Here is a 20888-nt window from a genome sequence, read left to right as displayed (position 1 = left end):
TTTTACTGTACCGTCAGCAATGCGCTGGCATAGTGTGCAAATCACTCAACTGACAGGAGAATCCTGACGCCCTCCGGAATATTGGAGAGGTTAGCGCTATTGCGCAGGTTTCGCTGCCGCTTGAAAACAACAATAATAACAGCAGATGGACGCAAACGTCCCGATCAAGATGAGTGAAGAGGCGCCGTGTGACGCAGGTTCAGCTTAAAAACCTCTCAAAAGTGTTCTCCGGAACACCTGCGGTTGATGCCATCAATCTTGATGTGGCCTGCGGTGAGTTTCTGGTGCTACTGGGGCCTTCCGGCTGCGGCAAAACCACGAGCCTGCGCATGGTCTGCGGGCTGGAGCAACCGACCTCCGGTTCCATCTGGTTCAATGGTCAGGATGTGACTAGTCTGCCTGTCCAGAAACGAAAAGTTGGCCTTGTTTCCCAGCGCTTCGGCCTGTTCCCGCATATGACGGTGGAGCAGAACGTGGCGTTTGGGCTCTCCGTGCGCGGTATGCCTGCTGAGGAGCAGATGCGGCAGGTGGGAGAGATGCTAGAGATTGTGCGTCTCTCAGCCTTTGCCAAGCGGTTTCCTTCTCAGCTGTCTGGTGGACAGATGCAGCGCGTGGCGATTGCCAGAACGCTGGTGACCAAGCCGGAAGTGCTGTTGCTGGATGAGCCGATGGCGAGCCTCGATACGCTTTTGCGCACTGAAATGCGCCAGTTCATCCGCGACCTGCATGATGAGTATGGCATGACAACGCTGCTGGTCACCCATGATCAGATCGAAGCAATGGACCTGGCGGACCGGATTGCGGTGATGTTTGATGGCAAGGTTGCACAGCTCGCCGCGCCCGATGAGATTTACCAGCGCCCTGCAAATGAGCAGACTGCCCGTTTCATGGGGCACTCCAACATCTTTGAGTGCGCGCGCACTTCGGAAAGTCATATCGACAGCCCGTTTGGTCAGCTTAGTTTGGGGGAAGCATCAGCACGGGGTGCCGTACAGCCCTCCAAGGCTATGTTGCGGTTTGAGAGTATTCAGATTGGAGAGTGCTGCGAAGCACCGCAGAACAATGCGTTTTCCGGTACAATCACACGAGCAGAATTTCTTGGCGCGATGATGCGCTACACGCTTCAGGTGGGAGAGGGATCTCTGACTGTTGAAGAAGCATCTACAATCAAAAGAAAAACAGGCGATGCGGTCACTGTGACACTACCGCCAGAACAAATTTGGCTGCTGCAATAAGCGGCTGAAGAACCGGTTGGGGGCAATTTATGCAAAGAACAAAATCACTCACCAGACAGATGCTTCTTGCAAGCACGCTCGCTGTTGTCAGCTGGAGCGGCGTTGCACAGGCAGAGGACGCGCCGGGCATGTTCCGTAGTGAGTTCCTGAAAGGCAATCTGGGCTGGGAGGATGTTACCGCCAAAGCCCGTGAGGAAGGCACCGTTAACTTCTATTACTGGGGCGGCTCTGACATCATCAACCTGTGGGTGGATCAGGTGGCAACACCGGCTCTCGCTGCAGAGGGCGTGCGCCTCAACCCGGTTCGCATCACAGCCACCAAAGACACCGTGGATGTGGTGATCGCTGAACTGGCCGCTGGTCGCGGTGAGGAGCAGGGCAGTGTGGATCTGGTTTGGGTCAACGGCGAGAACTTTTACTCTTTGAAACAGCAAAACGCACTGTGGGGTGCGTTCGCCAATCGCCTGCCAAACTCCGTGAACTTTGAGTGGGATGAGAACGATCCGCGTTCCCTCCTCAATCTGCGTGACTATGGTGTTGAGACCGGTTTTCAGGAAATGCCATGGTCTGGTGAGCAGTATGTGTGCTCCGTCAACCGCGCTCATGTTTCCGCAGAAAACACTCCGGCGACCTTTGCGCAGCTGAAGACCTATCTGGAAGCCAACCCGGGCAAGTTCACTTATGTGAAGCCACCGCATTATCTCGGCAACACCTTTGTGCAGTCTGTGCTTTATGCGCATAACCCGGATGGTACTGGCGCTGAGCCATACCAGAAAAGCTTTGAAGAGCTGGGCGGCGCAGAACTGGCACGCCTGATGGAACCGGGCATTGAGTATCTGAAGAGCATCGAACCGCTGTTGCTTGGTGGTGCCTCTGGCAAGCCGCGCTATCCTGAAAACTCTGGCGAACTGGACAATCTGTTCCTCAACTCCGAGGTTCACTTCAACTGTAAGTTCGGCGTGTTCGGCAACCATAACGGCCTGATCACCGGTGCCTATCCAGAGCAGGCGGAAGAGATGATCTTCCCGGCTGGCAACATGATCAAGAATAAGAACTACCTTGCCGTACCACTCAACAGCCCGCATCCGGCGGCCGCTCTTGTGGCGATCAACTACTTCTCTTCAGCGGAAGCTCAGGCTTCCAAGTTGAAGACAGCAGGTATGCCAGTTGGTTTGGATCTGTGGCGATTGAGTGAGGAAGAGTCTGCTGAAATCGAAGCTTCCGCACCACCTCACTACGGCGTCACTCAGCAGCAGCTGGACGACAACATCGCACCAGACACCAACGCGAGCCTTGTTGATGTGATCGAAGCCACCTGGTTGGCCGTGATTGAGCGCAAGGAAGATAAGCCACTGGCCGACATCGTGGCGCAGGTTTCTGGCGAACTGAACAACTGATAGTCTTGCGGATGGCGGGCTGCTGCCATCCGCTCCTTTACGAAACGATTGATGATGCCCAAGGCGCTTTCAGCTCACTCCAACACCTCTGCCTCCCCTGCATTCATGCAGAACCTGCGTGACATTGCAGAAATTACACCACTGCTCGTGGTTTTGCTGGGGCTGTTTGGAGGGGCCGTTGTTCTGGGCGTTCTGCAAAGCTTTGGCTATGCACCTTGGTTTGGCATCAACGAGTTTCCAACCACTGAGTATTATGAACGCCTCTGGCTTTCCTCCGATTTCTGGGTATCTCTCGGACTGACGCTTTACTACGGTTTCGCCGCAACCCTGATTGGTCTTGTGCTCTCTGTTCCGCTGAGCATTGCGCTTTCCAAAAAGTTCAAAGCGTCCCGTCTATTCGGTGCCCTCATTCGCCTGCCTTTGATGGTGCCTTATACGGTTGGCATCGCGCTGGCATTGGTGATGCTGGGCAATGGCGGTCTGCTCTCCCGCATCTCCGCCGGGCTTGGCTTGATTGACGATCCCTCACAGTTTGTACAGATCCTCAAGACCCATTGGGGCTGCGGGATTATCGCCGTTTATGTCTGGAAGCAAGTGCCATTCATGACGCTGACTCTCTCGGCTGTTCTGGCCCGCAAAGGGGAAGATACGGTAGAGGCTGCTATGGTGCTGGGAGCAAGTTCAAGGCAGATCTTCTGGCGCGTCACGCTTCCGCAGATCATGCCGGGCATTGTCTCCGCTTCGCTCATCTGCTTTGCCTTCAACATCGGCGCTTTTGAAGCTCCGTTTATTCTGGGCGGTGGCTATCCGGATACGCTGCCGGTTCTGGCGTGGCGATACTTTCAGGATGCAAACTACGCCTTTCAGCTGCAAGGCATGGCTGTGGTAGTGTCTCTGGCCTTGGTTTCCGGCGTCTTCCTCGGTGCTTATTTGCTGGGCTACCGCAGATGGGAACGTGCGCGGGGGCGTGTGTGATGCTTAGTCAGACCTCCAAACTCCGTGATCTTAAGGCGATCAGCCCCTGGCAACGCCTCCTCGTGCTGACCATGGCGACTTTTACCATCGCTCCGTTTGCGCCGCTGATTATCCAGTCACTGGCCTTCCGGTGGGCGTGGCCCAACATTCTGCCAACAGTGTGGTGGCATGAGCAGCGTGAACGCTCGCCGTTTCCGTTGGCATGGGATTATGTGTTTTCGCCGAGCTCCCGCGTTGGGGAGGCAACCCTCAACACGCTCGGCATCGGAATTGCAGTCACGCTGCTGTGCCTGCTCATCTGTCTGCCCGCTGCACGCGTGCTGGCGCAGTGCAACTTCCGTGGCAAAAACCAACTGGAGTTTTTGATCGCTCTGCCGCTTCTTTTGCCAGAAGCTGCCATTGGCATCGCCCTGCTGATGATCTTCATTGCAATAGGTCTTGCTGGTACGTATGCGGGCGTGATTGTGGTGCACCTGATCCCAACCATTCCCTACATGGTGCGGATGCTGACGGCTGTTTATCAGGGCCATGGAACGGACGCTGAAGACCATGCCCGTGTTCTTGGCGCTAATCGCAGGCAAATCTTCTTCCGTGTCACCCTGCCCATGATCCTACCGGGTGTCATCGCAGGTTGCCTGTTTACCTTCCTGGTCTCTACCAACTTGTTTTTGCTGACGTTCTTCATCGGTCAAGGCCAGATCATCACCCTGCCAACACTGCTCTTCGCTAAAATTTCCGGTGGAGCACTGGACGCAACTGGCGCAGGCATCGCCCTGATCGCCTCAATCCCCGGCATCATCCTGCTGATCTTCACAGACCGGTTTATCCGGAACTATCCGCTGGCGGAGTAATACCCTGAAAAATTAGGGACTTTAAAAACAGAGGTCTGTCTTGTTCAACACACCTAAAGGGAGCGCCGTTGGTTAGAGTCCGGCCATCGGAAGAACTTTAGGCATTAGATATGACAGACATTTCAGTTGGCGGTGTTTCTACGCACCATGCCCCACTTGAAGTGAATGCACCGGCAGCTCAACAGGCGGCAGAGCTGGACGGTCATACAGTTTCAAAATCACTTGGAACGCGGATTAGTGAGGGCTGGAATAATTTCACCAGCAAAATATCCGGATTTTTTGACAGTGTTTCCAGCAAGTACAACGATTGGAAACAAGCTCGGGCCGATGCGGTTGTTGAGCGACAGCAGGAAACATCAAAGGGCGCTGCTTCTGAAATTATAAGCAGCTTGAAAGACGGTAGGTTGGTGGAGGCCTATCAGAGCTTTACACAGCTGCACAGCGTGGCTGAAAACTTGCAGCCAGAAAACCCACGCGCGTTCGTTTCTGAGAAACTGCAGGAAGCAGCCTCTCAGCTTTCAACGCAAGACCGCGAAGCAATCCGCCTTCACGACTTCAAAGAGGATGGCGAACGTCTTGTTCGTGATCATTCTGCGCATGCAGTGCGTTCGCTGCATATCTCAGAAGGTCTGGTGAAATCCGGCCTGATGTCCGTCAGTGACCTCAGTGCGGAAATCAACTTTATCGAAGACGTCAAAAGTGAAATTCCCACTGCCTTGAAGCTGGTTAAGAATGAGCTGAAAGGTCAGGCGCTCGCGGACGTTCGAAGCGTCTCACAAGGGCTTTTCCCGGTTGCCGATGATGGTACGGTGAACACAACGCGCAATGATGTCCAGATTTTCCGGGGTGATCACAACGAGACACCCGGAGAAGTGCTCAAGCATACTGGCGAGAACTATCTGACAAAAGGTAGTTTTGAGAATGTTGGTGGTGTGGATGTCTCCACCAAAGCGGTGGCTGATTGGCCGCGTTCAAACATCAACTTTGTAGATGGTGACCGCACGCACAATACAACCAATACAGGAGGGCCGGATGAGGCACCTGCAAAGGTCGCTGAATCTGTTGCGTTTGCCCGGGAGTTTACTGGTTCTGATGAGGCCACAAAGGTTCTTTCCAGTGTCGTGCACCAGTATGGTTGGCGAGACCTGTCCTCCAAGATGGTGAATGATGATGGTCAGGTTGTTCGCCTTACATTAGCACCTAAAGAGTATGCCTTTGCGAATGTGCACGGCTCTGACGGTGTGAGGCAGGTTGAAAATCCTGGTATACAGGTTGGTGGCGCGGAGTATACGGTCACCAAGACGGAAAGTGGTGACTTCAAAGTTGCGATTGATTGGGAGCTGCTGGCCGTTGGGATCAAGGATGAAAACGGGAGCACCGTTTTGTTTGACCCGCGCAATCCAATCCATGCTGCGAACACTGATGAAGAGAAAGCAAGCGGCATTTCGAGCGCGCTCTCCATTCAGTTAGATGGTGAGATTCTCATCTCTGGTGAAGCAGCCGCGCGCGGTGAACTCGAGCTGTTGGACAGCTCGTTTGAGCATACCTTCACCGGGAAGTTAACTCTTTAAACTCACGATAATACGAGAGGAAAAGCAGTGCAGACTGCTTGGGCACCCTCTCGTGTAATTCAACACCCAGCGTCTTTTGTAACCTTGCATGAGGCTCAAAAGCGCTGGGTTTTGCGCCATTTGCGAGCAGGAGACGCAAATGGCCTTTCAAAACAAAAGGGGCATCATATGGAACTGGTTGAAACCGTAATCCGGCAGTTTGGCGAGACGATCGGGTTATCTGACCTGAAGCTAGACAGCGAAAACATCTGCTCATTGACCGTCGATGGTGAGATCGAGGTGTTTTTTCAGGTTCTGGATTTCAAAACAAACGTCATCCGGTTGAACAGCAAACTGGCCAATCTGAACAGCGTGCCGAAATCGCTTTATCAGCACTTGCTGGAGGCAAACTACAACGGTATCGGAACAGGCGCGGCAGCGCTTTCCATCAACCTGCGCAGCTCGGAAGTGCTGCTGACACAGGCCATTCAAGCAGACAAGCTGTCAGCTGAAGAGTTTGCTGACACGGTGAAGTTGTTTGTGAAGTACACCAGCTTCTGGGTACAGGAACTGGTGGAGCTGGCCAAGTTTCCGTCAGATGATCCAGTCTCCATGCCGGAGATGCCGGTCGATAACCTGAGTTCTCAGATGCAATACCTGATGCCTTAAACAGCCGGTTCGAGACTTCGGATTTGCTTAAGATCTGAGGTCTCGCAAATCGGGTGGGTTTTGGCTGCGTGTCGCTCAATAGTTCTCCCAGTGAACCACTGGAGGGAACTATGGAACTACATGGACAGACGATTATCGTAACAGGCGCAAGCAGCGGCATCGGTGCTGCTGCTGCCGAACTCTTCGCCTCAGAAGGTGCCAATGTTGTACTGGGTGCCAGACGCGAAGCTGAGCTTGCCAAACTGGCGGGCGGTATTACTGAGCAAGGCGGTTCGGCGACCTATCTTGCCGGAGATGTCACGGATGAGACGTATGCTGCCGCTCTGGTTGAACATGCACTCAACACCTATGGCAGACTGCACGGTGCTTTCAACAATGCAGGCATCATGGGAGACATGGAGCCGGTGCCGGAGATGGATACGGACAACTGGAACGGCGTGCTGCGCACCAATCTGACCAGCGCCTTCTATGCAGCCAAGGCGCAGATCCCGGTGCTTAAAAACACCAGTCAGAGTGCAATTGTTTTCACCTCATCCTTCGTTGGCCACACAAACAGCGGCATGCCGGGTATGGGAGCTTATGCTGCCAGCAAGGCAGGATTGGTAGGTCTGGTGAAATCATTGGCGGCTGATCATGGACCAGATGGTATCCGCGTGAATGCGCTTCTGCCTGGAGGCACGAAAACAGCCATGGCAGGCGATGACCCGGAAGGCCATGCCTTCATCTCCAACCTTCATCCTCTCAAGCGCATGGCGAACCCAAAAGAGATTGCGCAGGCCGCTCTGTTCTTGCTGTCAGATCGCGCAAGCTTTGTCACTGGGAGTGCCATGACGGCAGATGGTGGGGTGTCTATTCGGCTGGTTTGAGCCTTGGGAATAAAAAGGGGAGGCGCTGCCTCCCTTTACTTTTTCAGGAGCTGGTGGCCCTGAAGCTGAAGCCCCGCCTCTGCAATCCGCTTCTCCCAAGCTTTGCGCGTGCCAATGCCAGCAGGCTTTTCAAAAAGGCCAGCCTCTTCAGCAGCCTTCGTTAGCGCAGCATACATCGGGATGTTGGGTTCACCATCCGGCAGCAGCAGTTCTTTGCGATGCAAGATGGGTGGGTTATCGCGCTTGGAGTAGTCGATGGCCTTGCTGGTCTGGATGGCAAGATCAAACGTGATTGAATGCAGCAGGGCAGGGAAGCCGGAGCTCTCAAAATCTTCGTAGTGCAGCAAGGAAACTTTGCCCTTCGCGATCTTGCAAAGGTTCCATGGTGTATCCGGGTGTTTTGCCGTGACCTGAGCCAGTCGATCAGCGTCTTCCGGTGCGAGCAGATCGATGCCAGAGCGATGCAGGTAGAGCCAGCCACCAACCCGGCGGCCAATTTTTGTCTTTTGAGCCATAGCTCTTATCTACCTGAAACTATAAGGAAGTGCAGTTCAAATCCGGGTGTTCGTTTTGGGAGAAGCAAAAACGCACCGCCCTGAGGAGGTAGGCGGTGCGTTTGTTGGTTAAGCCTGAAGCAGCTTAATAGCTTCGTCCGTTGTCCAGACGGCGTTCGCGATAAAGCGGAAGTTGGTCAGAGCGGCCAGATAGCCATCGCCATCCGGAATAACAGCTGCCGCTGTGCCATCACTCACCACAGCAACTTCAAAGCCTTGCTCGATCAGCTCACGCATGTGGCTCTCGGTGCAAAGGTTTGCAGACATGCCAGCCAGGATCACCTGATCCACGCCCTGCTTGCGCAGCTGAAGGGAGAGGTCGTTGGTGTCGTTGCCGTAGACCTTGTGTGGGGAAGTAACGATGGTTTTGCCGTCGTTGATGTAAGGCTTGTAGACGTCCAGCCAGTCCGCACCGGAACCTTCAAAACCATCCACATTGAGAGCGCCTTTGCGATCGAACATGCCGATGTTGTGCATCAGCTTTTCCAGTGCGCCTTCAAACTTCCAACCGTGATCAGTTGGGTAGTAGTAGTGAGGAGAAACAGCCACGGTGATGTCCGCTGCCTTTGCAGCTTTGAACAGACGCTCGATGTTGTTCACGGTGTTGTTGCGGGTCACGCTCTCGCCTACAACGCCCCAGGTTACGCCATCAGGAGACAGGAAGTCATTCTGAGGGTCAGTCACCACAAGTGCAGCGCGGCTCAGGTCCAGCTTCATGTCACTTGGAGGCAGAACAGACTTTGCTGGTGGTGCGTATGGGTCTTTCACTTTGTCCTGTGCTTTGGCGTGGGCGACACCCGCAACTGCCGCACCACCGACAGCTGCAGCAGCGGTCAGGCCACCGCGCAGAGCATCACGGCGGCTGAGTGTTTTCTTGTGATCATGGTCATTACACATCGTCTGTTCCTTCTCATGTTTGATGATGAGAAGATGGGAGATGCCATGTGCCTTATGGTCCAAAATTGGTACCTTTTCGTCTTGATATGTATCATTCCATCGCTTGGGCCGTTATAGATGACTGCATGGATATGCATTTTATTCTTGATGAAATGGAGATACAGGCTCACCCGTTTGCTCTGTGTGAGTTGAATGGCGCCTGTGACCTCGATCTGGACAAAGATCCTTTGGCGACCTTGCATTATGTGCTGGCCGGGGAAGGGGAGCTGGTGCTTCCTGGACGTCCCGCGATCCCCGTGCGCAAAGGCTCATTGATCCTTGTGCCCGCGCTCAAAAAGCACGTGCTGCGCAGTTTTGGGCAGGTTCAGGACCCGATCCCCAGCTGCAATCCGGACAAGCTGAAAATGGCGCATCTGATCCATAGCAGTGAAAGCCAGGACAAAGGCCAGCTCATCGCCATCTGCTCCCGCATTTCGCTCAGTCTGCGGCAAATGGAAAATCTGATTGATCTGGTGCAGGAACCGATTGTTGAGTATCAGGCCGGTGAAGATGCCTGCGAAGCGCCGATCCGCCGATTGCTTCTGGAACTCGCCAACCCGGCGCCGGGCAGCCTTGCCATGGTACGCGCACTCCTGATGCAATGCATGATCGAGCTGATGCGCCGCCGTTTCAATGATCAGCATGGCGGACTGGAATGGATGGCCGCGCTGCGTGACCCACGCATGTGGCCAGTGCTTCGCCATATCCTCGACACACCGGGCGAGCCACATTCCGTGGAAAGCCTCGCGTCCCTTGCTGGAATGAGCCGCAGCGGCTTTGCTAAACGCTTTCAGGAAGCTTATGGCAGTGGCCCTATGGAGCTGCTGCGAGATGTCCGCATGCGCCGTGCCGCCACCATGCTGCTGGAGACCGACCACCCTATTGAGCGCGTCTCCCACCTCATCGGCTTTCGCAGCCGCAGTGCCTTCTCCCGCGCCTTCGAAGCCGCCATCGGCATCTCACCGCAGAAGTTCCGGATGCAGCGGAAAAATTAATTGCAGCAACTGCTTAAACGCCTATCATCGCTACGACTTTATTTGTGCATTTGGTGATTGAAGATGTTGGAAGTTGTGAGTGTCGCGAGTTTTACCGCGTGGGAAGCGTTGGCTCGTTTTTCAGAGCTTGGTGCACGTGACCTAATTATTTTCACGTTTCCAATCATGCTTATTGCGTTGCGCTTGCTTAAGCCTAAAGAATTTCTCGCTGTCAGTGTAGTGCAGATACTTGGCATTGTTGTTGTACAAGGCTCTTTGAATGAAGTTGAGGCAATTTCGAGTCTTGATGCTCCATGGGTACAGGCTGGGAAATTTCTACAATTAGGATTGCCTTTTACATTGGTATGTTTAGCTCTTGTTTGCCTGCTCAAGCCTTCGATTTCTACACTGGCAAAGAATTTCGAAGTACGAAGTGCAGTTGCTGTTTTTGCTTTGATGTTTGCAGGCTGCAGCCCTTTTTACTGGGTGTGGATTTGGTCAAATTTAGGTGTCGCAGATTATTACAAGACGCAGGTTACATATTGGACGGCTTTTTCGTCACTAACCGTCATGATGCTTGCGACTTATCTACTGATACCGGCGATTGTTGGTTTGATTACCGAGCGATGGAATAAGCCATTTTTGCGCGTGCCAGTCTTTCTGTTCGCAATGGTACCATGGGTAATGGAAGTCAGAAATTTCTACACTAGTGCGATGATGGTGTTGACTTGACCACGCTAAACAGCATTCAAATATAGACCGCTGGCGTCACCACGTTCGTCAGCCCCGCTGACCGCAACTCCGCGGCGATGCGTTCCACATCTGGCTCCTTCATCGTGGGCCATGTGAGGGCTTCGCCTTTGACGCCGTGGTGTTGGTAGGCGTTGAGGCGTAAGGGCAGGTCAGTGCTCAGGGCTTCTACGAAACTGATGAGTTCTTTGATCTCTTCAGGGTTATCGGTGCGTTCTGGAATGAGCAGATAGCGCAGTTCATGCAGCTTACCGGCCTCGAAGAGCAGCTTGGCGGAGGCCAGAACGCGTTCGTTTTGGCGCGTGGTGAGCAGGCTGTGCAGGGTGTTGTCGAAGGCTTTGATGTCCAGCATCACGCCGTCGGTAACAGGCAGAACTGTCTTCCATGCTGCTTCAGGCAGATAGCCGTTGCTGTCGATGAAGCAGGTGAGATCCTTTAGCTTCTCATCGGACTTGATAGCCGTAAACAGAGCGATGATGAACTTCAGCTGCGTAGTTGCCTCACCGCCGGAAATGGTAATGCCATTCAGGAATGGTTTGTTCTGATAAAGCAGAGCCAGAACATCATCAACTCTGTACTGTGTCACCTTAGGGTTGGCATTGATGGGGCAGACGTCCAAGCACTTATCACACTGGTCGCAAATGCTTGGATCATGTACCACCTTGCCTTGCACGATGGTCAGAGCGCCGGTTGGGCACTCTGGCACGCAGTCACCGCAGTCGTTGCATAGCTTCATGGTATGCGGATTGTGGCAAGTTGGGCAGGCGAAGTTGCAGCCTTGCAGAAACAGGACAAGCCGGTTGCCCGGCCCATCCACGCAAGAGAACTTTAAAACCTTACTGACTGTAGCGAGGGGCAAGTTCATGGCTCATCACCCGCGGTGCGCGCTCCAGTATTTTACCTTTATCAGCCGCTTCGGCGCCCAGCACAGTTGTGTTGATGCGAGACCCGCCACATTCCTTGAACTTTGCGATGTCTGACAAGCGGACCATGTAACCGGTGATACGCACCAGATCATTGTTGGAGACGTTGGCAGAAAACTCACGGAAGCCCAGTTGGAATGCACCTTTGACCAGCTGCTCCAACGCTGCCGGATTGTTCTCGATGGTCTCGTCCAGTGTCAGGATTTCTGAAACACCGGATGGATAGAACGCATGGTGTTCTGCCAGTGCCTGTACATGCGTGACTGGATCTGGCTCGCTGCCATAAGGGATGCGAACACCCGGTGTGCAGCCATCATCATCGCTGAGGCCGGCTTGCGAATGCAGCATAGCCTTGCCTTGCCAACAATTTTCCATTGGGCGTGCTTCAACAGCTTCGAAAAGCACTCTGGAGATGCGGTGTCCAAGCTGGTTGGCAGTCTCATCATGACCGTATTTACCCGAACGGCCTTCCTTGGCCTGCAGCTCGTCCACGCACTGCGCCATGGCAAAGATGCCGTACATGGCGGTGAAGCGGTCTTTACGGATCCAACCTTCCTTCACGAGGAAGCTTTCAAAGAAACCAGATTTGCTGAAGAGGTGATCAATCCGCGCTTCAGTCAGGCGGAAGTTAAGGTCGATGTATTTCGGCAGAACATTCTCGAAGAAGTCTGCCGTGTTTTTGGAGCGACGCGCCACTTCTCGCAGATTGATGCGGGTGAGCGTGGATGCACCACCACACAGTGGCAACACGTTGTAGCAGCTGGCAACACCGTAGCCGTATTCGTCAAACAGCGGTTGATGCAGTGGGTTATTGGCGATGTGCGGTTTGGAGCATTCAATAATGCTTTCGCAAGCCTGAGAGAAGATTTCGTCAGAGCTGACGTTCGGATCCCAGATGAAGGTCAGGTTCGGAGCGATCTGCTTCAGCTCGGCATCAATGCGCATGATGGTGCGGGCAACGCGGTTATCCGTTGGCCCCACATTGGCATGCATGAAAGCGTCCGGCAGGACACGGTCCAGATAGCGCCAGAACAGCTTCAGTTTCTTGTAAAGGTCTTCATCACTGACATCATCACAATACGGCAGCAGTAGATTGTCGAGGCGGCCAATAAACACCGGCATGTTGGTGACGGATGGCACGTGATGATAGGCAATCATGAGGGAGTTGATGGCCTCATCCAGCGTCGTGGCTGGGTCCAGCTCCAGGAAGGTGCTGCCTTTTTCAAGAACAACGGAATAGTCGGGCATCACATAGCGTGGTTTGAAAGGCGCATGTCCCTCGTACATGTCGCAGATAACGCGCTCTTCCAATGCCTTTGCGGTTTCCTCATCAAGCTCAGGATAAGGCAGAGAGTTTTCTGCCTCCAGCGAGAGATAACGCGCCTTTTGCGTAAAGGAGAGGCCTGGGTCTTCTGTAATGCCCTTAAACCGTTTGAGAAGCTCCGACATGGGTTCGTTCCTTTTTGCTCTTTGGAACAAATCTTAAACCCGTGCGACAGGCGAGGAATTGAACTACCGCAATTTCCGATTGGAAAAGAATGATGGTGCACAGGGTGGGTTAGTAGGCATCAGAGAGTGGACCTGCAATTGCTCGAAATTAAACGCTGTTTAACTTTCGCAACTGTAAATTGCATATATATAATTGCAGGTATTCATAATATGGCTCGGTTTCTGATTATTTTAGCTTCATTTCTGCTGCTTGCTGGTTGTGTTACAACCAAAACACCGGAAGAACGCGGAGCTTATCGCATCAATAAAGTCAAAGTTATTGTTCCCAATGGAGAACATAGCGCTTTGGTGGCAAAGCAGTTAAAGCGAAAGTTTAATCAGGTTGCTCGTGAGAGTGCAAAGTGGGTGCCTGCCGGAACTCCAGCGCAAAACATGACCATAGTGCTAACGAAGGTGAGATACTCGACAGTATTCGGCTTTAAAGGATCAGCAACGGGTCGAATAAAGGGTTATGTTTTCCTTGGCCAGAAAGCTCAGGGTATTGTTTACCGGTTTGAGGTTTCAGGAGACCCCGGCAAAGGTACGATGGAGTCATTATCTATTGGCTTTAACAAGTATTACTCACCTGAATGGGTCTTTAACCGACTGATCGAGCGATTGGCTTACACCTACAAAAAGAACGTTTATCTGGTCAATGACAGTTCATACTTTGACAAGATCGCAGATGCGCCCACTCCTGTGAGGCAAAGCCCATCAGCGGGAGTTCCTTCTAGAACGAAATCTCACAAGCAGGGCATCACCCCACCACCTCTTGTGCTGATTGGTGGGTGATGCCGTAGATACGAGAAAACCCGGCCTCATCGAAGCCGGGTTTTGCGTTTTTCAGTACTGACTACGCGATTACGCTTTTTCAGAGGCTGGTTTTGGGTCAAGGTCGCTTGCGTCGTGGCGTTCTGGGACTTGTTGGTCTTCATCACCCCAGGTGCGGTTGACGCGTTTGCCGCGTTTAACGGCAGGGCGCTCAGCGATTTCTTCTGCCCAACGTTTCACGTTCTTGTACTCGTCAACGGAGAGGAACTCAGCAGCGCTGTAGAGTGAGCCGAGCACCAATGCGCCGTACCACGGGAAGATCGCCATATCTGCGATGGAGTACTCGTCGCCAGCCATGAAGCGGCGTTCCGCCAGATTGCGGTCCAGCACGTCCAGCTGACGCTTGGCTTCCATAGCAAAGCGGTTGATTGGGTACTCAAACTTTTCTGGCGCGTAAGCGTAGAAGTGGCCGAAACCGCCGCCCAGATATGGAGCGGAACCCATCTGCCAGAACAGCCAGTTCATGGCTTCTGTGCGGGCTGCCGGATCTTTCGGCAAGAAGGCGCCGAACTTTTCTGCCAGGTACAGCAGGATGGAACCGGACTCGAATACGCGAGTTGGTGTGTCGGTGCTGTGGTCCACCAGTGCCGGGATTTTGGAGTTCGGGTTTGCGCCAACAAAGCCGCTGGAGAACTGGTCACCTTCGCCGATGTTGATCAGCCAGGCATCGTATTCTGCTTCGCTGAAGCCAGCTGCCAGAAGCTCTTCCAGCATGATGGTGACTTTCACGCCGTTTGGCGTTGCCAGCGAATAAAGCTGCAGCGGATGCTTGCCAACCTGTAGATCTTTGTCATGGGTTGGGCCAGCAATCGGGCGGTTGATGTTTGCGAACTGGCCGCCGTTTTTCTGTTCCCACTTCCAAACCTTTGGTGGGGTATACTCTTGCTTATCACTCATGAAATTGTGGCTCCGTATTGATTATTAGCAAATGGGAACGGACAGCTTTGCGGCTGTCTTTTTCATCTCAACAGATGGGTGAGTCCTTAACAAAATCAAGTGTGCCATCAAAAACAAGGTCTTGGCTGACACGCCTTGCTGCATAGTCCATCTTGAAAGTTCCCAACATGCCAGATTAAAAATTGCTTTTTTCAAAGCAGCTGCCGGAATATTGTTCGCCGCTGACAATACGCTCAGAGATTCCTTTTTTCATTGCTGGATTGATCAAATGACTGTGATACCGACCCTCGAAACCGAAAGATTGCGCCTCCGTCCGATGACGATTGAGGATTGGCCGCAGTATGAGCTGCTGATGCAGTCGGATCGTTCTCAGTTTATGGGCGGCCCAACGTCAAGGCATGTGACCTGGGGCATCTTCAGTCATGATATCGCGCATTGGGTCTTGTTTGGGCACGGCGCTTTGATGGTGGATGACAAAACAACGGGCAAAACAGTTGGTCAGGTCGGGCTCAATCATGGACCATTGTTTCCGGAACATGAGCTGGGCTGGTTCCTTTATGATGGCTTTGAAGGGCACGGCTATGCCTTGGAAGCAGCTCAGCGGATGCGCAAATGGGCCTTTGAAGAGCTAGGCCTGAAAACGCTGGTCAGCTACATCGACCCAAAAAACGAGCGTTCGCGCAAATTGGCAGAACGTATGGGCGCTGTCATTGACCCGGATGCGGAACGCCATGATCCTGTCGATCTGGTCTATCGCCATCCTGCTTTGTAGGACTTTGAGACCAGAGGCCTCGTTTTTTCTTTAGCACCACGTCACATCTGAAGGCGCTGTCTCGTCGAACCAGTGAACGCAACAAAACAATCACTGGAGATGACGATGAACGTTCACACCACCATCAATCACTATGAGAGCGGTGCGCAGATTATGGCAGCCCTTCAGGGCGTGGAAGAGGTTATTGCTGCAACAGGATTTGACGAAAAACTGCATCACCTCATCCTGCTGCGCGCCTCTCAGATCAACGGCTGTGGTTTCTGTGTGAAGATGCACACCCGCGATGCCCGCAAGGCGGGGGAAACCAATCACCGTCTGGACCATCTCATCATCTGGCGTCATAGCGATGATTTTTCTGAAAAAGAGAAGCTGGCGTTTGAATGGACCGAAGCTCTGACAGAACTAAACAAGGAAGATCAGCTTCCACGTCTTCGCCAGGAGCTGAAAAAGCATTACAGTGATCAGGAAATTTCCACGATGACGGCCATGGTTGGCATGATCAACCTTTGGAACCGGATTGCAATATCGAACCATTGATCATGACATCAGATAAATCACTTTGTGCATTTGAACAGGCCAGACCCATGCTGATGGGGCTGGCTTATCGCTTGTTGGGTTCCACGGCCGAAGCCGAAGACGTGGTGCAGGAAACATACCTCAGCTGGTCATCCGCCATTCATGATGACATCTCCAATGCGGAGGCATGGCTTACCACCGTTTGCACGCGAAAAGCGCTTGATCATCTCAAATCAGCGCGTAAAAAACGTGAAAATTACGTTGGTATGTGGCTGCCGGAGCCTTTGCACACCACAACACAGGACACACCCGAGGATCGGGTAGAACTCTCCGAGAGTCTCACCATGGCGTTCCTGCTGGTGATGGAACGGCTCGCCCCAAAAGAGCGCGCTGCCTTTTTGCTGCGTGAGGTGTTCTCCTCCAGTTATGAGGAAGTCGCAGATATTCTGGAGGTCACTCCGGCCAGTTGCCGCAAGCTGGTTTCACGGGCCAAAGCCAACATCCAGCAAAAATCTCAGCGGTTTGTTGCATCTGCCGAAAAACAGCGCGAGATGGTTCATGCATTCCAATCCGCGCTGGAAACAGGCGAGACCTCTCAGCTTTCCCAGTTGCTGGCAGCTGATGTGGCGCTACTGTCTGACGGCGGCGGCAAGGTCAATGCTATTCCAAAACCACTTGTGGGGCTGGAGCAGGTGCTTGGCTTTATCGACAAGGCCATCTCGCCAGCGGCAAGCAGCGGAAGAGCCTGGGTGGAAGAACTCAATGCGTGTCTGTCTCTGGTGACAGTCGATGGCGGCGGCATCGTCACAACCTTCACCTTTGGCTATGATGAGGAGATGAAGGTCAACGCCATCTACGCGCAGCGCAATCCAGATAAACTTTCTGCGGTTCAGTGAGGCAAGGGCAGGTCACCTAAAGCCCGCCTTGCATTCATTGCGAGAACCTTCCAAACTGCCCGCTGATGTTTGGGAGGGGAACTCATGTCAGTTGAGATGATATTTGCGCTTGTGATTGCAACAGCTGCTCTGGTGGCCATTCCAGGCCCCAATGTTGCGCTCATTGCTGCCAATACCATCAGCCATGGGTTCCGCTTTGGCGCTGTGACTGTTCTTGGAACAACCCTCGGCGTTGCCATTCAGCTTAGCATTGTCGTGCTTGGATTTACGGCTCTATTGACGTTTGTGGCAGATGCCTTCTTGTGGGTGAAATGGGCTGGTGCGGCTTACCTGATCTATCTTGGCATCAAATCATGGCGAGAACGGGCGGATATGCTGGAGAACGCGCAAGCCAGCGCAACACCTTTGCGCAGTCTCTTCTGGCAGGGCATGCTGCTTGCTATGATCAACCCGAAGACACTTGTCTTCAGCGCAGCCTTTCTGCCTCAGTTCGTCAGCAACCAGAGCGCAACCTACGCATTGGCTCAGCCTGCACTGATCTATCTGCTTGTTATCTTTGGCGGAGACCTGTGTTGGGCCGCTCTCGCCCGCTCTGCAACACCGCTCTTCAAAAGCATTGGCCACCTGCGCCACAAGCTCACCGGCACACTCTTCATCGGTTCCGGCATCGGCCTCGCGTTGGCACGGTTTGAGCGGTGAGGCTCCACTTCCGCTTATTGCAGAAGTAGAGCTAGCTTGCGTACGATTTACTGGTTAAGCCATTTTGGTTTATCGCGACATTCATCATCTGTAAGATGGACACCTACGATGTGGTCATCATTGAAAGTAGCGGGATTGTTACGTGCAATATCGGCAATTTGGTTTGCGAATGCCCGTGCTGGATTTGCAACTGCTGGATTATCATTTACGCTGACATGACCCTGAGGGATTGCCGGTGGGTTTTGATCAAAAGTCGCGTCAAATCCTGGGAATTGATTAATCGCGGATTGATTGCCAACAACTGGGATTGGATTGGTAGTATCCAACATCAGTGCACAGTTGAAATTCTGTGGTGCTGCCATGATCTGTGCCATGTCTTTGTTGAAAGAGAGGCCTCCTCCTCCGAAATTAAAGCGATTTTCTCTGAGGTCCAAGACACCGTGTCCACCCTCTAGTAATCCACGATAGATTGCTTCACTCGTAGCGGGCTGTGTGAAGAATGCACTAGCTGCTATAAAAGCGCATAGACTAAATGTGAGATGTTTTTTGCTTTTCATTATGTCCTCATTTTTGGTTGTTTGCAGAAAGGAGGACGATTTACGAACCAGAGTGTGAGTTTTTAAGAACCTAAGCCTTCCCGCCAACGGGGATAATCTCACGCGATAACGGGTGATAGGGCTCTCCAGTCCATTCCCCCAGCCAGTCTGTGACTTGCAAACCCGTGTCAGCCATCAACTGCGCCAGTTTCTTTTGTGAGGTGTATTTGAGTTGGGAGGGGGCGCTGAAAATCTCTCCTGTCTCCAGTGACTTGTAAGCATTGATAAAGCTGAGGATCTGTTCTGCCTCATCATACTCCGAGATGTTCCAGCTCTCGATAGGCCCTAGTTTCGAATGCATGGACTGAGATAGCGTTTCTTGTTTGCTGCGGGTCTTCCTGCCCGGAAAGTCTGGATTGCGGGTGTCGAAGACAAACTGACCTGTTGGGCTCAGGTGCTTTGCAATGCAGGATAGCGCTGCGCGCTGGTCTTCTTTAGTCAGGAAAAATTGGAAGGAATGTCCCGTCAGGCAGATAAGATCAAAGGTCTCTCCCAGATCAAACGAGCGGGCGTCACCTTCTACCCATGTCACCTGCTCTCCACCGGGACGAGTGCGGGCGATATCCAGCATTGCTCCGGCTGGATCGAGCCCAACAACGCGGCGCCCCTTCACCAGCTGTACGGTGAGCTCTCCAGTGCCACAGCCCAGATCAAGGACAGACCTGGCGTTGCGAGCAAGTGATTTACAGAACATATGGTCCTGTCGGTCGCGGGGTGTCAGTTCATAAAACTGCGCGACAGCAGGGTCCGTGAAGATATTGCGTGTATTCATTTTTAAAAAAAGCTTTCTCAGAGAATGCCAGCAGCATAGGCGCAGATCCGCACCAAGACAAATGGGGGTAGAGCAGACCCTATCTCGACGGAGTGCCAACTGTTCAGGGCTGTAGGATCGCATTACTCTTATCTGGATGAATCAGTTCCAGCGTGCGACTTTGGCCCACCGCTTGGCTCGCGACAGCAGAGAAAGGCACTTACATGGCGAACCCGCTTTATGATCGTTTGTTCGGCATCCATGCATCCAAAACCAAGCCTTTCCTGTATTTGCCTGATGGAACAACCATCTCATACGCACATTTTCTTGAAATGACAGCGCAGCTTGCCCATGCGCTCGTGAAGCATGGTTTGCAGCCGGGTGATCGCGTGGCCATGCAAACGGAAAAGACACCGCAAGCGCTGGCGCTTTATGCCGCTTGCGTTCAGGCTGGCCTGATCTTTCTACCGTTGAATATCGCCTACACCGTTGAAGAACTTTCCTACTTCCTCGATAACAGCGGTGCATCGGTGGTTGTCTGTGATGGGGCTAAAGCGGAGAAACTACAGGTACTTGCTGATGAGCTAGGTGTGGTCCTACGCACGCTCAACGCAGATGGCACCGGCACGTTGATGGATGAAGCCAATAGCCAACCGACAGCATTTGAAACAGTAGACCGAGACCTTCAGGATCTCTCCGCCTTCCTCTACACCTCAGGCACCACGGGTCGTTCTAAAGGGGCCATGCTGACGCAAGATAACTTGCTTTCCAACGCAGATACTCTTGTTGAGTACTGGCGCTTTTCTGAGGAAGATGTACTGCTGCATGCGCTACCGATTTTCCATACACACGGCCTGTTTGTTGCGACCAATGTGATCTTGGCTGTAGGCGGCTCTATGATCTTCCTGCCCAAGTTCAATCTGGATAAGATCATCGAGAAGCTGCCGGATGCGACCTCCATGATGGGTGTGCCAACGTTCTATACCCGATTGCTTGGAGATGAACGCTTCACCAAAGAGCTGACAGGCCACATACGGCTGTTCACCTCTGGTAGTGCGCCATTGCTGGCGGAAACTCATCGCCAATTTGAAGACCGCACCAATCACCGCATTCTTGAACGCTACGGCATGACAGAAACCAACATGAGCACCTCCAACCCCTATGATGGAGAACGGCGGGCAGGCACTGTTGGTTTCCCTCTACCGGGTGTGGAGCTGAAGATCACTGATCCTGAAAGTGGTACTGAGCTGGAGCAAGGTGCCATTGGGGTCATCGAAGTTCGCGGAAGAAACGTCTTCAAAGGCTACTGGCAGATGCCGGAGAAAACCGCCGCAGAACTGCGGGAGGATGGCTTCTTCATCACCGGTGACATGGGCAAAGTGGATGAAGATGGTTACGTCCACATTGTTGGCCGCAACAAAGACCTCATCATCTCAGGCGGTTACAACATCTACCCGAAAGAAATCGAACTCCTGCTGGATGAGCAACCCGGCGTTCTGGAAAGCGCCGTGATCGGCGTACCTCACGCAGACTTCGGCGAAGCTCCATTGGGCATTCTCGTCGCCGAAAAAGGCCAGACACCTGACCTGGACGCCATCATGACAACCGTCAAAGACCGCCTCGCCCGCTTCAAACACCCCCAAAAGCTGCTAGTGGTAAACGAACTCCCCCGCAACACTATGGGCAAGGTTCAAAAGAACGTTCTGCGAGAGCGATTTAGTGAGCCGGGTTAGGTGGATTGAGTGGCGTACTTTATCGCCGC

22 protein-coding genes are annotated in these 20888 nt (G+C 53.0%); 15 read left to right on the top strand and 7 right to left on the bottom strand.

What is annotated here, in order from left to right; translation table 11 throughout:
- The first annotated feature begins 188 nt into the window (after positions 1–188).
- From PSE_RS25570 to PSE_RS25540, 7 genes are all read left to right on the top strand, one after another.
- Positions 189–1235, top strand: coding sequence for an ABC transporter ATP-binding protein (locus tag PSE_RS25570; RefSeq protein WP_014290295.1), 1047 nt, complete (start codon positions 189–191; stop codon positions 1233–1235).
- Between the two features lie 29 nt (positions 1236–1264).
- Entirely contained in the window at positions 1265–2632 is a 1368-nt protein-coding gene (locus PSE_RS25565) for an ABC transporter substrate-binding protein (protein ID WP_014290294.1), read from the top strand.
- Between the two features lie 51 nt (positions 2633–2683).
- A complete protein-coding gene (locus PSE_RS25560) occupies positions 2684–3607 on the top strand; it encodes an ABC transporter permease (RefSeq protein WP_014290293.1) in 924 nt (307 codons plus the stop codon).
- On the top strand, positions 3607–4458 hold the full coding sequence (locus PSE_RS25555) for an ABC transporter permease (RefSeq protein WP_083841647.1): 852 nt from the start codon (positions 3607–3609) through the stop codon (positions 4456–4458). Before PSE_RS25560 ends, PSE_RS25555 begins: the two co-directional genes overlap by 1 nt.
- Positions 4459–4568: 110 nt before the next feature.
- Complete coding sequence (locus PSE_RS25550; protein WP_014290291.1) at positions 4569–6029, top strand: hypothetical protein; 1461 nt, start codon at positions 4569–4571, stop codon at positions 6027–6029.
- 168 nt (positions 6030–6197) lie between these two features.
- On the top strand, positions 6198–6677 hold the full coding sequence (locus PSE_RS25545; protein WP_008550984.1) for a type III secretion system chaperone: 480 nt from the start codon (positions 6198–6200) through the stop codon (positions 6675–6677).
- Positions 6678–6787: 110 nt separating this feature from the next.
- The gene (locus tag PSE_RS25540) at positions 6788–7543 is read left to right on the top strand and encodes an SDR family oxidoreductase (RefSeq protein WP_014290289.1); all 756 of its coding nucleotides are present in this window, start codon (positions 6788–6790) and stop codon (positions 7541–7543) included.
- A gap of 35 nt (positions 7544–7578) precedes the next feature.
- Here the strand turns inward: PSE_RS25540 and PSE_RS25535 are convergent, their stop codons facing one another.
- Both PSE_RS25535 and PSE_RS25530 read right to left on the bottom strand, forming a co-directional pair.
- Entirely contained in the window at positions 7579–8058 is a 480-nt protein-coding gene (locus PSE_RS25535; RefSeq protein WP_014290288.1) for a hypothetical protein, read from the bottom strand.
- Positions 8059–8166: 108 nt separating this feature from the next.
- On the bottom strand, positions 8167–8994 hold the full coding sequence (locus PSE_RS25530; RefSeq protein ID WP_041769279.1) for a cysteine hydrolase: 828 nt from the start codon (positions 8992–8994) through the stop codon (positions 8167–8169).
- 125 nt (positions 8995–9119) lie between these two features.
- On the opposite strand from PSE_RS25530, the gene PSE_RS25525 reads away from it, so the two are divergent.
- Together PSE_RS25525 and PSE_RS25520 are read left to right on the top strand one after the other, a co-directional pair.
- Entirely contained in the window at positions 9120–10028 is a 909-nt protein-coding gene (locus PSE_RS25525) for an AraC family transcriptional regulator (protein WP_008551218.1), read from the top strand.
- 63 nt (positions 10029–10091) lie between these two features.
- A complete protein-coding gene (locus tag PSE_RS25520) occupies positions 10092–10739 on the top strand; it encodes a hypothetical protein (protein WP_014290285.1) in 648 nt (215 codons plus the stop codon).
- A 16-nt stretch (positions 10740–10755) separates the two neighbouring features.
- Here PSE_RS25520 and PSE_RS25515 read toward each other — a convergent pair whose 3' ends face one another.
- A complete protein-coding gene (locus PSE_RS25515) occupies positions 10756–11622 on the bottom strand; it encodes a YjjW family glycine radical enzyme activase (protein WP_050773944.1) in 867 nt (288 codons plus the stop codon).
- Positions 11594–13129, bottom strand: a complete 1536-nt coding sequence (locus PSE_RS25510) for a YjjI family glycine radical enzyme (RefSeq protein WP_014290284.1) — start codon at positions 13127–13129, stop codon at positions 11594–11596. The genes PSE_RS25515 and PSE_RS25510 overlap by 29 nt, the downstream gene beginning before the upstream one ends.
- A 210-nt stretch (positions 13130–13339) precedes the next feature.
- Here PSE_RS25510 and PSE_RS25505 point away from each other — a divergent pair, with 210 nt between their 5' ends.
- A complete protein-coding gene (locus PSE_RS25505) occupies positions 13340–13960 on the top strand; it encodes a hypothetical protein (RefSeq protein ID WP_014290283.1) in 621 nt (206 codons plus the stop codon).
- A 69-nt stretch (positions 13961–14029) separates the two neighbouring features.
- Here the strand turns inward: PSE_RS25505 and yghU are convergent, their stop codons facing one another.
- A complete protein-coding gene (gene yghU, locus PSE_RS25500; RefSeq protein ID WP_014290282.1) occupies positions 14030–14896 on the bottom strand; it encodes a glutathione-dependent disulfide-bond oxidoreductase in 867 nt (288 codons plus the stop codon).
- 316 nt (positions 14897–15212) lie between these two features.
- Here yghU and PSE_RS25495 point away from each other — a divergent pair, with 316 nt between their 5' ends.
- From PSE_RS25495 to PSE_RS25480, 4 genes are all read left to right on the top strand, one after another.
- The gene (locus PSE_RS25495) at positions 15213–15668 is read left to right on the top strand and encodes a GNAT family N-acetyltransferase (RefSeq protein ID WP_014290280.1); all 456 of its coding nucleotides are present in this window, start codon (positions 15213–15215) and stop codon (positions 15666–15668) included.
- A 105-nt stretch (positions 15669–15773) separates the two neighbouring features.
- Positions 15774–16205: a carboxymuconolactone decarboxylase family protein gene (locus tag PSE_RS25490; protein WP_041769213.1), complete on the top strand. Its 432-nt coding sequence runs from the start codon at positions 15774–15776 to the stop codon at positions 16203–16205.
- A gap of 2 nt (positions 16206–16207) precedes the next feature.
- On the top strand, positions 16208–17080 hold the full coding sequence (locus PSE_RS25485; RefSeq protein WP_014290278.1) for an RNA polymerase sigma-70 factor: 873 nt from the start codon (positions 16208–16210) through the stop codon (positions 17078–17080).
- 84 nt (positions 17081–17164) lie between these two features.
- A complete protein-coding gene (locus PSE_RS25480; RefSeq protein WP_014290277.1) occupies positions 17165–17779 on the top strand; it encodes a LysE family translocator in 615 nt (204 codons plus the stop codon).
- Between the two features lie 47 nt (positions 17780–17826).
- On the opposite strand, the gene PSE_RS27760 is transcribed toward PSE_RS25480, so the two are convergent.
- Both PSE_RS27760 and PSE_RS25470 read right to left on the bottom strand, forming a co-directional pair.
- Entirely contained in the window at positions 17827–18336 is a 510-nt protein-coding gene (locus PSE_RS27760; RefSeq protein ID WP_208982377.1) for a hypothetical protein, read from the bottom strand.
- A 70-nt stretch (positions 18337–18406) separates the two neighbouring features.
- Positions 18407–19147 (bottom strand): trans-aconitate 2-methyltransferase, encoded by a 741-nt coding sequence (locus PSE_RS25470; protein WP_008551168.1) that lies wholly within the window; start codon positions 19145–19147, stop codon positions 18407–18409.
- 203 nt (positions 19148–19350) lie between these two features.
- On the opposite strand from PSE_RS25470, the gene PSE_RS25465 reads away from it, so the two are divergent.
- On the top strand, positions 19351–20859 hold the full coding sequence (locus tag PSE_RS25465) for a malonyl-CoA synthase (RefSeq protein ID WP_041769212.1): 1509 nt from the start codon (positions 19351–19353) through the stop codon (positions 20857–20859).
- The last annotated feature ends 29 nt before the right edge of the window (positions 20860–20888 follow it).

This window comes from Pseudovibrio sp. FO-BEG1 (assembly GCF_000236645.1).
Lineage (GTDB): Bacteria > Pseudomonadota > Alphaproteobacteria > Rhizobiales > Stappiaceae > Pseudovibrio.
The sequence above is the reverse complement of the archived record's forward strand: the minus strand, read 5'-3'. Positions and strand labels throughout refer to the sequence as shown.

Bases quoted from the DNA above. Each gene is read 5' to 3' on its own strand.
- PSE_RS25485 (WP_014290278.1), top strand. From the start codon at position 16,208: ATGACATCAGATAAATCACTTTGTGCATTTGAACAGGCCAGACCCATG.
- PSE_RS25525 (WP_008551218.1), top strand. From the start codon at position 9,120: ATGGATATGCATTTTATTCTTGATGAAATGGAGATACAGGCTCACCCG.
- PSE_RS25465 (WP_041769212.1), top strand. From the start codon at position 19,351: ATGGCGAACCCGCTTTATGATCGTTTGTTCGGCATCCATGCATCCAAA.
- PSE_RS25515 (WP_050773944.1), bottom strand. From the start codon at position 11,622: ATGAACTTGCCCCTCGCTACAGTCAGTAAGGTTTTAAAGTTCTCTTGC.
- PSE_RS25545 (WP_008550984.1), top strand. From the start codon at position 6,198: ATGGAACTGGTTGAAACCGTAATCCGGCAGTTTGGCGAGACGATCGGG.
- PSE_RS25470 (WP_008551168.1), bottom strand. From the start codon at position 19,147: ATGAATACACGCAATATCTTCACGGACCCTGCTGTCGCGCAGTTTTAT.
- PSE_RS25510 (WP_014290284.1), bottom strand. From the start codon at position 13,129: ATGTCGGAGCTTCTCAAACGGTTTAAGGGCATTACAGAAGACCCAGGC.
- PSE_RS25505 (WP_014290283.1), top strand. From the start codon at position 13,340: ATGGCTCGGTTTCTGATTATTTTAGCTTCATTTCTGCTGCTTGCTGGT.
- PSE_RS25520 (WP_014290285.1), top strand. From the start codon at position 10,092: ATGTTGGAAGTTGTGAGTGTCGCGAGTTTTACCGCGTGGGAAGCGTTG.
- PSE_RS25490 (WP_041769213.1), top strand. From the start codon at position 15,774: ATGAACGTTCACACCACCATCAATCACTATGAGAGCGGTGCGCAGATT.
- PSE_RS25550 (WP_014290291.1), top strand. From the start codon at position 4,569: ATGACAGACATTTCAGTTGGCGGTGTTTCTACGCACCATGCCCCACTT.
- PSE_RS25530 (WP_041769279.1), bottom strand. From the start codon at position 8,994: ATGTGTAATGACCATGATCACAAGAAAACACTCAGCCGCCGTGATGCT.
- PSE_RS25565 (WP_014290294.1), top strand. From the start codon at position 1,265: ATGCAAAGAACAAAATCACTCACCAGACAGATGCTTCTTGCAAGCACG.
- PSE_RS25535 (WP_014290288.1), bottom strand. From the start codon at position 8,058: ATGGCTCAAAAGACAAAAATTGGCCGCCGGGTTGGTGGCTGGCTCTAC.
- yghU (WP_014290282.1), bottom strand. From the start codon at position 14,896: ATGAGTGATAAGCAAGAGTATACCCCACCAAAGGTTTGGAAGTGGGAA.
- PSE_RS25560 (WP_014290293.1), top strand. From the start codon at position 2,684: ATGATGCCCAAGGCGCTTTCAGCTCACTCCAACACCTCTGCCTCCCCT.
- PSE_RS25480 (WP_014290277.1), top strand. From the start codon at position 17,165: ATGTCAGTTGAGATGATATTTGCGCTTGTGATTGCAACAGCTGCTCTG.
- PSE_RS27760 (WP_208982377.1), bottom strand. From the start codon at position 18,336: ATGAAAAGCAAAAAACATCTCACATTTAGTCTATGCGCTTTTATAGCA.
- PSE_RS25495 (WP_014290280.1), top strand. From the start codon at position 15,213: ATGACGATTGAGGATTGGCCGCAGTATGAGCTGCTGATGCAGTCGGAT.
- PSE_RS25555 (WP_083841647.1), top strand. From the start codon at position 3,607: ATGCTTAGTCAGACCTCCAAACTCCGTGATCTTAAGGCGATCAGCCCC.
- PSE_RS25540 (WP_014290289.1), top strand. From the start codon at position 6,788: ATGGAACTACATGGACAGACGATTATCGTAACAGGCGCAAGCAGCGGC.